13 protein-coding genes are annotated in these 13,412 nt (G+C 66.6%); 2 read left to right on the top strand and 11 right to left on the bottom strand.

Features of this window, described 5'->3' with window-relative positions; genetic code table 11:
• Positions 1 to 225 precede the first annotated feature (225 nt).
• From ACILQR_RS11710 to ACILQR_RS11680, 7 genes are all read right to left on the bottom strand, one after another.
• Positions 226 to 468, bottom strand: a complete 243-nt coding sequence (locus ACILQR_RS11710) for a hypothetical protein (RefSeq protein WP_395651586.1) — start codon at positions 466 to 468, stop codon at positions 226 to 228.
• On the bottom strand, positions 465 to 1,730 hold the full coding sequence (locus ACILQR_RS11705; protein WP_395651585.1) for a lytic murein transglycosylase: 1,266 nt from the start codon (positions 1,728 to 1,730) through the stop codon (positions 465 to 467). Before ACILQR_RS11705 ends, ACILQR_RS11710 begins: the two co-directional genes overlap by 4 nt.
• A gap of 361 nt (positions 1,731 to 2,091) precedes the next feature.
• On the bottom strand, positions 2,092 to 2,292 hold the full coding sequence (locus tag ACILQR_RS11700; RefSeq protein WP_395651584.1) for a hypothetical protein: 201 nt from the start codon (positions 2,290 to 2,292) through the stop codon (positions 2,092 to 2,094).
• Between the two features lie 786 nt (positions 2,293 to 3,078).
• Positions 3,079 to 3,288 (bottom strand): hypothetical protein, encoded by a 210-nt coding sequence (locus ACILQR_RS11695; protein ID WP_395651583.1) that lies wholly within the window; start codon positions 3,286 to 3,288, stop codon positions 3,079 to 3,081.
• Positions 3,285 to 3,749 (bottom strand): hypothetical protein, encoded by a 465-nt coding sequence (locus ACILQR_RS11690; RefSeq protein ID WP_395651582.1) that lies wholly within the window; start codon positions 3,747 to 3,749, stop codon positions 3,285 to 3,287. Before ACILQR_RS11690 ends, ACILQR_RS11695 begins: the two co-directional genes overlap by 4 nt.
• 91 nt (positions 3,750 to 3,840) lie before the next feature.
• On the bottom strand, positions 3,841 to 5,325 hold the full coding sequence (locus ACILQR_RS11685) for a replicative DNA helicase (RefSeq protein ID WP_271144686.1): 1,485 nt from the start codon (positions 5,323 to 5,325) through the stop codon (positions 3,841 to 3,843).
• Positions 5,326 to 5,461: 136 nt separating this feature from the next.
• Positions 5,462 to 5,836, bottom strand: a complete 375-nt coding sequence (locus tag ACILQR_RS11680) for a hypothetical protein (protein ID WP_395651581.1) — start codon at positions 5,834 to 5,836, stop codon at positions 5,462 to 5,464.
• A gap of 140 nt (positions 5,837 to 5,976) precedes the next feature.
• Here ACILQR_RS11680 and ACILQR_RS11675 point away from each other — a divergent pair, with 140 nt between their 5' ends.
• Positions 5,977 to 6,525: a GNAT family N-acetyltransferase gene (locus ACILQR_RS11675; protein WP_395651580.1), complete on the top strand. Its 549-nt coding sequence runs from the start codon at positions 5,977 to 5,979 to the stop codon at positions 6,523 to 6,525.
• 144 nt (positions 6,526 to 6,669) lie between these two features.
• Positions 6,670 to 9,321: a TonB-dependent receptor plug domain-containing protein gene (locus tag ACILQR_RS11670; protein WP_395651579.1), complete on the top strand. Its 2,652-nt coding sequence runs from the start codon at positions 6,670 to 6,672 to the stop codon at positions 9,319 to 9,321.
• 135 nt (positions 9,322 to 9,456) lie between these two features.
• Here ACILQR_RS11670 and ACILQR_RS11665 read toward each other — a convergent pair whose 3' ends face one another.
• From ACILQR_RS11665 to rpsF, 4 genes are all read right to left on the bottom strand, one after another.
• On the bottom strand, positions 9,457 to 11,928 hold the full coding sequence (locus tag ACILQR_RS11665; protein ID WP_395651578.1) for a TonB-dependent receptor plug domain-containing protein: 2,472 nt from the start codon (positions 11,926 to 11,928) through the stop codon (positions 9,457 to 9,459).
• A gap of 318 nt (positions 11,929 to 12,246) precedes the next feature.
• Positions 12,247 to 12,831, bottom strand: a complete 585-nt coding sequence (rplI, locus tag ACILQR_RS11660) for a 50S ribosomal protein L9 (protein WP_395651577.1) — start codon at positions 12,829 to 12,831, stop codon at positions 12,247 to 12,249.
• 1 nt (position 12,832) lies between these two features.
• Complete coding sequence (gene rpsR, locus ACILQR_RS11655) at positions 12,833 to 13,117, bottom strand: 30S ribosomal protein S18 (protein WP_271144680.1); 285 nt, start codon at positions 13,115 to 13,117, stop codon at positions 12,833 to 12,835.
• 11 nt (positions 13,118 to 13,128) lie between these two features.
• Positions 13,129 to 13,412 (bottom strand): 30S ribosomal protein S6 (gene rpsF, locus ACILQR_RS11650; protein ID WP_395651576.1); only part of this gene is annotated, 284 nt, incomplete at its 5' end.

Here is a 13,412-nt window from a genome sequence, read left to right as displayed (position 1 = left end):
GTGGGCTGGACGCCGGGGTTGGGGCCGAACTTGGTGGTCTTGATGCCGGCCTCGCCGCTCTCGACCGTGACGCTGCACGAGACTACGGCGCAGCTGCCGCCGGCGAGGACCAGCAGCAACAGCGCGGCCGTGGCCACGAGCCTGAGTACGCGTGGCGTGGCGCTGCTTCCGCCGCCGAGGGACCTGGGTCCTGGAAATGTCATGGTCGCGCCCCCGCGGATGGTCTCAGTCCCGGATCATCCGGGAGATTCGATTGAACAGGAAAACCGCCAGCAGGCCCAGCCCGAGCGTGCCGAACAGGCCCGCGACCGAGGCGACGAAGACGGATCCCAGGAAATGCGCCTCAAGGATCATCGGCACCAGGACGCGGAACAGGACGAAGGCGGCGACCAGCAACAGGCCGATGGCCAGGAAGGCATAGAATCCCGCCAGGATCGCGCGCTGACCCGGATCCCGAGGCTCGGTCACATCCGGCCCAGTTCATCGGCGAGGGAGGCCGTCAGGTAACCGTCGGCGATGCGGCCGTTGGCGGCCTGCCAGCGCTTGAGGGCGGCGCGGGTGTTGGCGCCGACGACGCCGTCGATGCCGCCGGTGTCATAACCCATGGCGCTGAGGGCGCGCTGGGCCCCGATCCGCTGGTTGAGCGACAGGGGCGGATCGTTGGGCCAGGCGGCGACGAGGCCGGGCTTGCCGTCCACGCCGTCCGCCGTCAGGCCGATGGCGAGGGCATAGGAGACCGAGTTGTTGTAGCGCCGGATCACATAGTGGTTGGGCAGGGCCAGGAAGGCGGGGCCCGCCGCACCCTGGGGCAACAGGATGGCGGCGTCTTCCAGAGCTTCGGCCGAGTTGGGGGCACCGCCCCGGGCCAGGGTCACGCCGCGTGCGGCCCACCAGCGCCAGGGGTGGGTCGGGCCGTCGGCCTGGGCGTAGTCGAACGAGGCGGGCAGGGCGACTTCGTAGCCCCAGGTCTGGCCGCGCCGCCATCCGGCCTCGGCCAGCAGGTTGGCAGCGGAGGCCAGGGCGTCGGCGTCGGAGCCCCAAATGTCGACCTGGCCGTCGCCGGTCTGATCGACGCCGAGGCGCAGGAAATTGTCGGGCATGAACTGGGTCTGGCCCATGGCACCGGCCCAGCTGCCGAGCAGGCCCGAGCGGGCGCGGCGGCCGTCGACGACGATGTTGAGCGCGTCCCGGAGCTGGCCCTCCGCCCAGTCGCGGCGGCGACCGTCATAGGCCAGGGTGGCCAGGGACCGGATCACGTCCTTGTTGCCCTGGACCTGACCGAAGCTGGATTCATTACCCCAGATGGCGACGAGGATCTCGGCGGGGACGCCGTAACGCTGGGGCACGCTGGCCGGGACCGCGCCGATCCGGCGGCGGGCCTCGGCGATACGGGCGGAGGAGGCGGCGTTCTGGACATAGGCCCCGGCCGGGCGGCTGAACTCGGGCTGATTGCCGTCGAGACGGACGACCTCAGGGTCCGGGGTCAGTCCGGCCAGTTCACGCTCATAGGCCTCGCGGCGTGCCCCACCGTGTCGGGCGAGGAAGCCCTGTTTCCAGGCCTCGAAGCCGGAGGCGTCGGGTGCTGCGGGGCCGTCGGCCAGATAGGCGCGCTCCTGGACCGGCGCGATCGGTCCCGTCGCCGTGCCGACCGAGACCTCGGGCGGCGGCGGCAACATCGGGGCGCAGGCCCCGACCGACAGGATGATGAGGAGACGATAACGGAAACGCATGGGTACAGGTCTACCGGGTCCGGCTCGGCTCGCGCAATCACAAGCGCGCGACAGGATGATGGGCGGACAAAGACGGTGAATCCGCGGCTAACCCTTTATGAACGCCGCACCTTAAGATTTCCGGCCTAGATCGTAACCATCCCTGATGTGGCCTGGTGGCGGAGGGGCAACGCAACGGAGCCGCAACTCCGTAGACCCTCCGTTCAACTCGGAGGCCAGGCCTCCATTCTTGTTTGGGTCGCTGCGCGACGCGCTAACGCTCGCGACGCGGTCGCTCGCTGCTTGAGCGCGGCTTGTTTGGGTCGCTGCGCGACGCGCCATAGCCGTCCTCCCTGCTTGAGCGCGACGTGGGATGCCGGTGTCACGAGGGCGCGTCGGGGGCGTTCGGCCGGATCCAGACGCCGTCGTCGATCTCGACCAGACCACAGTCGCGGCGTTTGGCGGCGATGTTGACGCGCAGCACGCCGAGCCTCCGCTCGAGTTCACGCTTCAGCCGCTCGAACTCGGGTGTGCCCCGGTCGTCTACGGGGCTCGGCGGCCGAACGGTCGCTGGACGGGACATGGCGGCTCCTTTCAGTTGGGCTCATAAGTCTGGCGAGTGGCAAGGGGTGCTAGTGCCAGTGCTAGTGAGCAAGGGTTCAGCGTCGATCCACGCACAGTGGGTCGTCACGGAGCACGATGGCAGCCAAGGTCTCACCCCTTGCTTGCTCACCAGCACTAGCACTAGCACTGATTACACACGGGTCTTCGCCCTCACGCGATCTCTCGCTGAAGTCATGGGAAGGGCCGGCGGAGCGTCCGGGCCTCCGCCCGGAATAGGGATAGTGATTACCGTTTCGGCGAAAGACAGACGCTCCGCGTATGTGGTTTTCCGGGAGCTGTACGGCTCGGTCTCCCGAACCAGCGGGGCTCTTAACCCCTTGCCGCTACCGCGCCCCCGACGGGAAGGTCGTGTCCTTGCGACACGAGCCCCTGAACGATCCGACTCTCTGCGCCAGACCCTTTGACGGTCCGGGGCGACGAAGCTCCCGAAAGAACTGCGCCGGCATCCCCCGGTCCATCCCGCGCCACACACCCCCGCCGCAACAAGATCGCAAGGCCTTGCGCCCTTCCCCGCGACGGGACGAAGAGCAGTATAGCCGCGTGGGATACCTGGGCGCGTTCGAGGGGGCGAGAAATCCGCAATCCGTTGCGGGGCAAGGGATTGGACGCTCGAAGTTCGCAAACTTGAGGCGTTGGACAAGCCAAGTCCTTCCCCCGCAAGGGGGGAAGGACGCCGCTTCGCCCTCGCTGCCCCTCTGTCCTGCCGATTGGCCTTTGGCAGCGGAGCGGTGAAGCGATCCGCCGCTCAGGTGATCCGCTTGGCCGAGAGCGGGTCGCTGGCGGGGAAGCTTTCTTCGAGGCCTTCGTCGACGAGGGCTTCCTGGCGGCTTTCGGCCTGGGCTTCCGCGTCCTTGAGCTGGTCGGGCTTGCCGTGTTCGGGGGCGGTGCGGCGGGCGTGGGGGGTTGCGGGGTCGCAGTCCTGTTTGACGTCAGTGATGGTGTTGGGCGCGGTCATCGGGGCATGTCCTGTGTGGGGCTGGTCTCGGCGTCGGGGCCGTAGCCGAGGTCGGCGATGTCGTCGTCGGAGAGGCGTTTGGCCTCCCAGTGGGCGGCGGAGGCCTGGGCCCCGCGCTCGTTTTCCATCAGTCCGGCGTAGACGAGTTCGACCTCGTCCTCGCCGCGCTGGCCGTCGCTCTCGGTATCGATCTTGAGCAGGGGGTAGCCGTCGGCTCCCAGAAGGGCGTCGGCCTCGGCCTCGATCCCGGCGGCCCCGAGATCGTCGTCGAGGGCCTGATCGTCCTCGTCAAACTCTTCCTCGTCACCGTCGCCGTCGGCGCGGGTGACGTCGAGAACCTCGGGCAGGTCCTCGAAGGTGCGGAACTCGTTGGTCGGCGCGCCGGGCTGTGCGTCGTCGTAGTTGTCCTCGTCGAAGACCTCTGACTGGTCCTGTTCGTCTGCGGCATCGATGTCCGGCATGGTCGCCTCCCTGTGTCGTTGACAGGGAAACGGTCCGGGCGCTCAGCCGTTCCGAACGCCCGGCGGCGGACAGTCGGTGGAAGCCCCCGGTCTATTCAGGGATGTCGCTGAAGTTGCCGTAGCCGCTGCGGGCCAGGTTGCCGAAGCGGGTGGTGTCGGCGTCGAAGCTGAGTTTGACGATGCCGATCGGGCCGTGGCGCTGCTTGCCGATGACGACCTCGGCCTGGTGCTCCAGCAGGTCCATGTCCTGCTGCCATTTGAGGTGTTCCTCGGTGCCCTCACGCGGTTCGGTGCGGCCCAGGTAGTAGCTCTCACGGTACACGAACATCACGCAGTCGGCGTCCTGCTCGATCGAGCCGGATTCGCGCAGGTCGGACAGTTGCGGGCGCTTGTCCTCGCGGTTTTCCACCTGACGCGACAGCTGGGACAGGGCGATGATCGGGACGTTCAGCTCCTTGGCCAGGGCCTTGAGGCCGCCGGTGATCTCGGAGACTTCCTGCACCCGGTTCTTCTGCGCGTTGCCTTCGCCGACGGTGATGAGCTGGAGGTAGTCGACGATGATCAGGTCGAGGCCCTGTTCCATCCGCTTCAGGCGACGGGCGCGGGCCGCCAGCTTGGAGATGGCCAGGCCGCCGGTGGCGTCGATGTAGAGGGGGCTCTCGCCGATCTCGATGGCAGCGTCGCGGACCTTGCCGAAATCACTGGCGTCGATCTCGCCCTTGCGCAGCCGGTCGGAGGAGACGCCGGACGCATCGGCCAGGATCCGCATGGCCAGCTGTTCGGCGCTCATTTCCAGCGAGAAGAAGGCGACGACGCCGCCGGAGACGGTCTTGCGCCCGTCCGGCGTCGGCTCCCAGCGGTAGTTGCGGGCGACGTTGAAGGCGATGTTGGTGGCCAGCGCGGTCTTCCCCATCGAGGGGCGTCCGGCCAGAATCAGCAGATCGGACGGGTGCATGCCGCCGAGCTTGGAATCCAGATCGTCGAGGTGGGTGGCAAGACCGGCCAGTTTGCCGTCGCGCTGATAGGCCTCGCCCGCCATCTGGACGGCACCGGCCAGCGCCGTCGAGAAGCTGACGAAGCCGGAGGAGGGGGCACCGGATTCGGCCAGGGAATACAGGGTCAGTTCGGCCTGTTCGATCTGGTCGATGGCCGGCGTTTCGGGGTCGGGGGCGTCCTTGATGATCTCGCCGCCGATGCGGATCAGGTCGCGGCGCAGGGCCAGGTCATAGACGACGCGGGCATAGTCGGGGGCGTTCGCTCCCGGAGGCGCACGGTCCATCAGGTCGGCGAGGTAGCGAAGGCCGCCGAACTCGGCGAAGGCCGGATCCTGCTTGAACCGCTCCATCAGGATGGTGGGCTCGGCCAGCATGCCCTGGCGGATATGGTCCTCGATCGCGTCGTACAGCCGCTGGTGGAAGGGTTCGTAGAAATGGGCACCGCGCAGCCGGTCCGACAGCCGCTCGAAGATGGCGTTGTCGAACATCAGAGCGCCCAGCAGCGCCTGCTCGGCCTCGAGGTTGTGAGGCAGGGACGGGATGGCGACGGAATCGGCGGAGAAGGAGGTGAAGGCGTTCATCGGGACCACGCCTTAACGATGTCGGGCCCCTGCGACAGGGGCGGACGCAGACGTGGTCGTGGATGGATGGTCGCGGTCTGTGGACGGACCGGGAATCGTCAACGATTCGGCAAAAATCGTCAGGTGGCGGGGTTCTTCAGGCAGGGGGGCAGGGGTAGCGTTCGGCCATCCATTCGCGCATCGCCTGGGTCACGGTGATCTGGCTGCGGCGGGCGGCAGGCACCGCGTTGAAGCGGGTCAGGATGGCGTCGGGCGAGAAGGACACCTTTTCCGGCATGCAGGTGGCCGGGCGACGGCCGGCGGTGCGGGCGGCGGTCTGTTCGGCCCGGGTGGTGCGCACCGCGCCCTCGAACTCGTGCATCAGCCGGCGGGTGTCGGAGCGCAGCAGGGCGGTGGGGTTGCGGGGGATGCCGGCCGCGGTGGTCAGGAACTCCTGCACCGTCATGGCGCTGGCGCTCGTGGCGATCAGGGTGGCGGCGATGGCCAGGCCGGCCAGTGCGATGCGGTTCATGTCGGACCCCTCCGGTTGATGGGCCAGCTTGGCGGGACATCCGCGGCGGAACTAGGGCAGGTGCGTCACAAGCGGTGCAGTTGTTGGCCCCGGCGATCCCGTCGTAGGGATCGTTTCGACGGGATACCGAGGATGAACCCATGGAACTCACACACCGCCTGGCCCAGGTCGAGGATCTGAGCGCGCTGCACGCGCTGATGGGGCGGGCGATCGACCGTTTGCAGGACGCGTTCCTGACACCGGAACAGGTGAGGGCCAGCCGTCAGGTCATGGGGCTGGATAGCCAGCTGGTGAAGGACCAGACCTATTTCCTGATCGAGTCCGGGGATCGCATCGTCGGATGCGGGGGCTGGAGCTGGCGCGCCACCCTGTTCGGGGGTGACGACAGCATCGTGGCGCGCGAGCCGGCACCGCTCGACCCCGCCACAGACGCCGCCAAGATCAGGGCCATGTACGTCGACCCGGACTTCGCCCGGCGTGGCATCGGATCGATGATTCTGACGCTGTGCGAGGGGGCTGTGCTGGAGGCCGGATTCGGCCGGGCCGAGATGATGGCCACCCTGGCGGGTGTGCCGCTGTACCGCGCATGCGGTTATGTCGAAATCGAGCGGATCGAGGCAAAATCGTCGGATGGGGTCGCAATCCCATTGATTCGAATGGAAAAAAATTTCGGCATTCGGTCCGTTTGAGGTTAAAGTGACGCTTTCGCAACAGGGCTGTGAAATCGCGAAAACCGGGCTTTCATTCTGCGCGGCTTCGTAAAGGATAACGGAGGTCTCTGGGGAGGGAGCGCACCAGGAAATTCAATCGATTCAACACGATAGGATTTCTGAATGCGCATGAACGACAAGACGACGCCACTCAAACTGCTTTTGAGCAGCGGGGCCGCCTTCGGTGCCCTGTTGATGAGCCAGCCGGTCTGGGCTCAGTCCGAACCGGGGGTCGATGAGACCGAGGTCGAGCAGATCATCGTGCTGGGCACGCGCCGGACCGACCGGTCGGTGACCGACTCGGCGTCGCCGATCGATGTCTTCAGCGCGGAGGAACTGACGGCCCAGCCGGCCGCCGACATGCTGGACGTGGTCAAGAACCTGGTTCCGTCCTTCTATGTGCCGCAGAACACCATCTCCGACGCCTCGACCTTCGTGCGCGCGCCGTCGTTGCGCGGTCTCGGGGCCGACCAGATCCTGGTGATGATCAACGGCAAGCGCTACAACCGCGCCGCCCTGGTTCAGGTCGTGACGGGCGGTGACACGGCCCTGTCGCTGGGGGCCCAGGCCTCCGACATCTCGATGATCCCGACCATCGCGATCAAGAACCTGCAGATCCTGCGCGACGGCGCGACCGCCCAGTACGGTTCGGACGCCATCGGCGGCGTCATCAACTACGGCATCCGCGACGACGACAGCGGCTTCGAGGTCGCGACCCGCTATGGCCAGACCTACAGCGGCGACGGCGCGAGCTATCAGGTCGCGGCCAACGCGGGCTTCAGCCTGTGGGGCCATGGCTTCGTCAATCTGTCGGGCGAGTATTTCAAGGACGAGCAGACCAGCCGCGGCGCGACCCGGCCGATCGCCGCGGTCTTCGCCACCCTGAACCCCGGCCTGGCGACGCAACTGCCCAACTATCCCGGGCCGGTGCAGATCTGGGGCTCGTCGCCGACCGACGGCTACAAGCTGTTCCTGAACTCCGGCTATGACCTGAGCGCGAACACCAGCGCCTATATGACGGTGAACGTCGGACATCGCGAGGCTGACCAGAGCTTCAACTATCGCTCGCCGATCTCGGCGCCGACGCCGCTGACCATCAACAACGGCACGGGCACGCCGGCGACGAGTTCGCCGGGCCGCAACGGGGCCTTCAACCCCATCTATCTGACGCCCTGTCCGACCGGCAACCTGACCTGCCCCGCCGGCGGGTTCGTGCGCAATACCAATACCTTCAGCTTCGCGTCGGTCTATCCGGCGGGCTTCACGCCGCGTTTCCAGGGCGAAGCGGATCAGGCCTATGGCACGTTCGGTATCAAGGGCGAGGCCGACAGCGGCCTGACCTACGACTTCTCGACGACCCTGGCGCAGAATTCGCTCGACCTGGCGATGACCCAGTCGCTCAACGCCTCCTATGGTCCGACCAGCCAGACCGCGTTCAAGTTCGGCGAGCTGATCCAGCGCGAGCACAATGTGAACCTGGACCTGACCTATCCGCTCGAGGTCGGGTTCGCGAGCCCGATCACCATTTCCGGCGGCGCCGAGTACCGACGCGAGGAGTATGAGCAGACCGCCGGCGATCTTCAGTCATACGGCGTCGGTCCCTATGCCAACCAGGCCCTGTACGACCTGATTTCTCCCGGCGTCTACGCCCGCTCGACGGTGCAGCCCACCGCCGCCCAATCGCCCGGCGCCAGCGGTTACGGCGGCACCAGCCCGGCCTCGGCCGGAAAGGCGTCGCAGACCAGCTATGGCGTCTATGTCGGGGCCGAGACCGACGTCACCGAGGCCTTCACGGTCGGGATCGCCGGTCGCTACGAGGACTACGACACCTTCGGCGACACCTTCGTCGGCAAGATCAACGGTCTGTATCGCTTCAACGACATGTTCTCGGTCCGCGGCACCGTGGGCACCGGCTTCCACGCCCCGTCCCCGGGCCAGAGCAACACCGAGATCCTGACGACCGCCTTCTCGGCCGGCAACCAGGTCCAGACCGGCACCTATCCGGTGACCAGCGCGATCGCCCAATACTATGGCGCGGTGGCCCTGACCCCCGAAGAGTCGACCAACTACGGGCTCGGCTTCATCTTCGAGCCGACCAGCGCCTTCACCCTGACCGTCGACGGCTATGTCATCGACGTCGAGGACCGCATCAGCGTCACCAGCACGTTCAATGTGATCGCGGCCGATATCGTCGCCCAGCCCGCGCTCGCGGCCGTCGGCGTCGGAGGCGCGGTGGCCTATTTCACCAACGGTTTCGACACCCGCACCAAGGGCATCGATGCGGTGGCCAGCTATCGCACCTTCCTGCTGGACAACCCGCTGGGCCTGACCCTGGCCTATAGCTGGAACGAGAGCGAGGTCACCGATTTCGATCCGATCGCCATCGGCCTGGACCGGATCTTCGACATCCAGAACATCACGCCCAAACAGCGGGTCATCGCCTCGGCGAGCTGGCAGGTGTCCGGGTTCACGATCAATACCCGCGCCAACTACTACAGCAGCTGGGCGTCCGAGCAGGACTATCCGGGCCAGGAGTTCGGCGACAAGGTCACGGCCGATCTGGACGTCAGCTATACGATCGCCGACGCCTATACGATCACGGTCGGCGCCAACAATCTGTTCGACGAGTACCCGGACAAGATCGCGCCCACCACGGCCAACCCGATCTTCGCCCTGACCGGCAGCACCGCCGACGGTCAGATATATCCGCGATCGGGTGGACCGTTCGGCATGAACGGCGGCTTCTGGTTCGCCAAGCTCAGCGTCAAATACTAGGCGCGGTGACCGGCATCGGCGGGGTCGCGTCGCGATCCCGTCGAAGAGCCGATCAGGCGGTAGCGCTGACGAGAATGAAAAAACGGCGCGGGGATCGCTCCCCGCGCCGTTTCTGTTGGCTTCGATCCTGATCGATCAGAAGCTGTAGCTGAGGCGTCCGTAGAAGAACCGGCCGTTGAAGCCGAAGGGTGAGAAGCTCGGATAGCCGACCGAGCCCGTCGCGCCGTTGATGCTGGTGGGCGTGTTGTTGGGATAGGCGTCGGTAGCGTTGTTCACGCCCACGGCCAGGGAGACGCCCATCGGGAAGGCGTAGCGGCCTTCCAGGTCCAGCAGGCTGGCGCGGCCGGTCTCATAGTCCAGCGTCACGTTGTTGTTGGCGACCAGGATGGAGTCGTAGCTGGTGACGCGTGCCGTGGCACCCCAACCGCCCAGGCTCCAGTCCACACTGGCCACGATCTTCTGCTCGGGGGTGCCTTCCTCGAACGACAGGATGTTGGAGCGGTCGAACAGGTAGTTGGGCGAGACCGGGATGGCCAGGTTCGAGGGCAGCGGCGGGACGCGCGTCACTTCGGTGTTGTTGAAGTTGCCGGCCAGGGTGAAGTCGAAGCGGCCGAAGTCCTGGACGGTCCGGTAGCGGGACACGATGTCGATGCCCGTCGTGGTGTTGTTCACCCCGTTCAGGAAGAAGCGGGCACCGGTGACGCCGAAGGGGGCCAGCAGGGCCAGGGTCGCGCTGGTGGTCGCCGCCAGCTGGCTGGGACGGGCGACGCCCAGGGTCTCGGAATAGATGATCCGGTCCTTCACATCGATGCGGTAGGCGTCGACGGTCAGCTCGAAGCCCTCATGCCGAAAGACCGCGCCGCCGGAGTAGTTGGTCGACGTCTCGGGCTCGAGCGGCTTGGAACCCAGGGCGATGGCGATGGGGTCGTTGACCCGATAGCTGCCGTTCTGGGACAGGGTCGTCACCGGCACGCCGCCGACGACGGTGGTGATCAGGTTGGTGGCGACGTAACTGAAGAACTGCTGTTGCAGGGCCGGGGACTTGAAGCCGGTCGAGATGGCACCGCGCAGGGCGAACGACGGCGTGAAGTCGTAGCGGGCCGACATCTTGCCGGTGAACTGGTCGCCGAAGTCGGAATAGTCCTCGTAGCGGCCGGCCAGGCCGAAGCTGAACTGTTCCGAGAACTTGCCTTCCAGGTCGATGTAGGCACCGACGTTGTAGCGATCGACGTCGACCTCGTTGGCCGGGGCGAAGCCGGGGAAGCCCTGCGAGCCCGAACCGCCGGCGGCGACGGGGCCCTTGTTGTAGGAGGTGGGCTCGCCTGCGTTGACCGAGAAATCCTCGCGTCGGTACGAGACGCCGACCGCCACGTTGAGCGGCTCGTACAGGTTGACCTCGACCTGTTTGACCGCGTCGATGTCGATGGTCAGCTGGCCGTAGCCGAGGCCACCGGCCTTGAACTCACGCTGGGAGGCCGCGCCGTAGGAGGCGTTGAGGCTGTTCAGGACCTCGTAGTCGATCTCGTTGCGGCCATAGCCGGCCGAGATGTCCCAGTCGAAGCCGAGCGCCGGACCCTTGAGGCCGCCGTAGATATTGTAGTCGGCGATGCTGGCAGCGATGATCGGCAGGAAGCCGTTCGGATAGATGGCCTGGACGTTGTTGGCGTTGTTGAACGCGCGGGCGGTGGCGGCGGATTCCGAATAGCGATCCTGATAACCGCCGAAGGCATAGGCTTCCCAGCCGGCCGACAGCGGCTTGCCGGCGTTGAAATAGCCGGTGTAGGCCTCGGTATAGGGGTCGCCGAAGCGGCCCAGGACGGTGGTCGCGTTGCCGCCGTTGACGGCGGCCGGGGCGGCATAGTCGGAGCGGTTGGTGGGCTCGCGACGCTGGGCCTCGCCCGACAGGGTCAGGAAGCCGTCGCCGAAGAGGGGCAGACCGATCCAGCCGGCCAGGGAGGTCTGCTCGCCGTCCGACTCCGAATGCTTGCCACGGCCCGTGGTGTATTCGGTGTCGAACATCCCGTAGTTCAGGGTCAGGCCGCCGCCGCTGTCAGCCTGGCGCAGGCGCAGGTTGATGACGCCGGCGATGGCATCGGCACCGTACTGGGCCGAGGCACCGTCACGCAGGACCTCGACGGTGCCGAGCGTCACCGAGGGGATGGTGTTCAGGTCGAAGGCGGTGGAGCCACGGCCGAGCGCGCCGTTGACGTTGACCAGGGCGCCGATGTGGCCGCGCTGGCCGTTGATCAGGACGAGCGTCTGGTCGGGCGCGAGGCCTCGCAGGGTCGCGGGGCGGACGTGGTCGGAACCGTCCGAGATGGCCGGGCGGGGGAAGCTGAGCGACGGTGCGGTGTTGGCCAGGGCGGCGGCCAGTTCGGTACCCGTGCCGTTGCGGGTCAGGGTCTCGGCCTGGATCACGTCGACGGGCGCGATGGTGTCGAGGCGCGAACGGCCCACGGTGCGGGTGCCGGTGACGACGATCTCTTCCAGGGCGTCGGCCTGATCCGGCTCGGGCGCGGACTGGGCGGAGGCGACCATGGGGATGGCCAGAAGGGCGCCGGCCGAGGCGAACGCCAGAAGAAGGGTGCGGGTGGAACGGATGTGCATGGGCGCCTGACAGACCAGATGTTGAGCCGGCGCCGAATGGCGACGGGGCCGATTGCGGGCTTCCTGAATTGTCGGCGTCGATCGCCGGTTTCGTCCCCGTGGCCGATCTTCGGGGGCCAGAGGCAAAACATTGCCTGGACCGGCCCCCATGCCGCCCTTGCCTGCAAGCTGGGTCCGCGAAGGGGGTCGGTCAAGGACGGCTTTCGCGCTTGGCGACCGTTCGTTGTAAATTTGACATAGAGTCGACGCGCCGCGGACACGAAAAAGGGCGCGTCCGTGAGGACGCGCCCTTGATCGTATGGACCTGGGTCCGGTCTGTTAGGCTTCGGAGCCGAGACCGTCCTGTTGGCCAGCGCCGCCTTCGCGCATGTCGTTGGCCTGTTCGGCAGCCAGTTCGCGATCTTCGTCGTAAGCCGACTTGATCACGTCCTCGCCCTTGGCCTGACGTTCGGCTTCGTCGGCCGAGCGGGCGATGTTGATCTTGACCGTGGCGGTGACCTCGGCGTGGAGACGGATCACCACTTCGTGGACGCCCAGGGTCTTGATCGCGGTGTTCAGGACCACCTGCGAGCGTTCGACCTTGCCGCCTTCGGCCTGGATGGCCTCGGCGACGTCGCGACCGGCGACCGATCCGTAGAGCTGGCCGGTTTCGCCGGCCTGGCGGATCATGATGTAGGACTGACCGTCGATCTTGTCGGCGACCTTTTGCGACTCGCCCTTGTTGCGCTCGTTGCGGGCCTCGATGGCGGCGCGGTCGAGTTCAAACTTCTCCAGGTTCTTGGAGGTGGCGCGAAGGGCCTTTTCCCGCGGCAGCAGGAAGTTGCGAGCGAAGCCATCCTTGACGGTGACGACGTCGCCGATGGCGCCGAGGTTCTCGACGCGTTCGAGCAGAACGACCTTCATCTTATTTCACCACGTAGGGCAGGAGGGCCAGATAGCGGGCGCGCTTGATGGCCTTGGCCAGTTCGCGCTGCTTGATCTGGGACACGGCGGTGATGCGCGAGGGCACGATCTTGCCGCGTTCGGAAATGTAACGCTGGAGCAGCTTGACGTCCTTGTAGTCGATCTTCGGCGCGCCTTCACCCGTGAACGGGCAGGTCTTGCGGCGACGATTGAACGGACGACGGCCGGAACCGCCGGAGCCGGCGGGCGTGCCCGGGACGTTACGGGGAGCAGTGGTATCGGTCATGGTTCTGATCCTTACGCTTCGACCACGGCGTCTTCACGCACGGGACGCTCGCGGTCGCGTTCACGCTCGCGCTCACGACGGGCCAGCAGGGGCGACAGTTCCAGGTCGAGTTCCTCGACCTTGACGGTCAGCCAGCGCAGCACGTCTTCGTTGATGCCCAGCTGACGCTCGACCTCGGCCATGGCGGCCGGGGGGGTGTCGATGGCGAGCAGGGAATAGTGCGCCTTGCGGTTCTTCTTGACCCGGTAGGTCAGGTTGCGCAGGCCCCAGTATTCGATCTTGGCCACCGAGCCGC

The sequence above is a fragment of the Brevundimonas sp. genome, assembly GCF_044239655.1.
Lineage (GTDB): Bacteria > Pseudomonadota > Alphaproteobacteria > Caulobacterales > Caulobacteraceae > Brevundimonas.
Note: the sequence above shows the minus strand (reverse complement) of the source record. Positions and strands in the feature narration are given on the sequence as shown.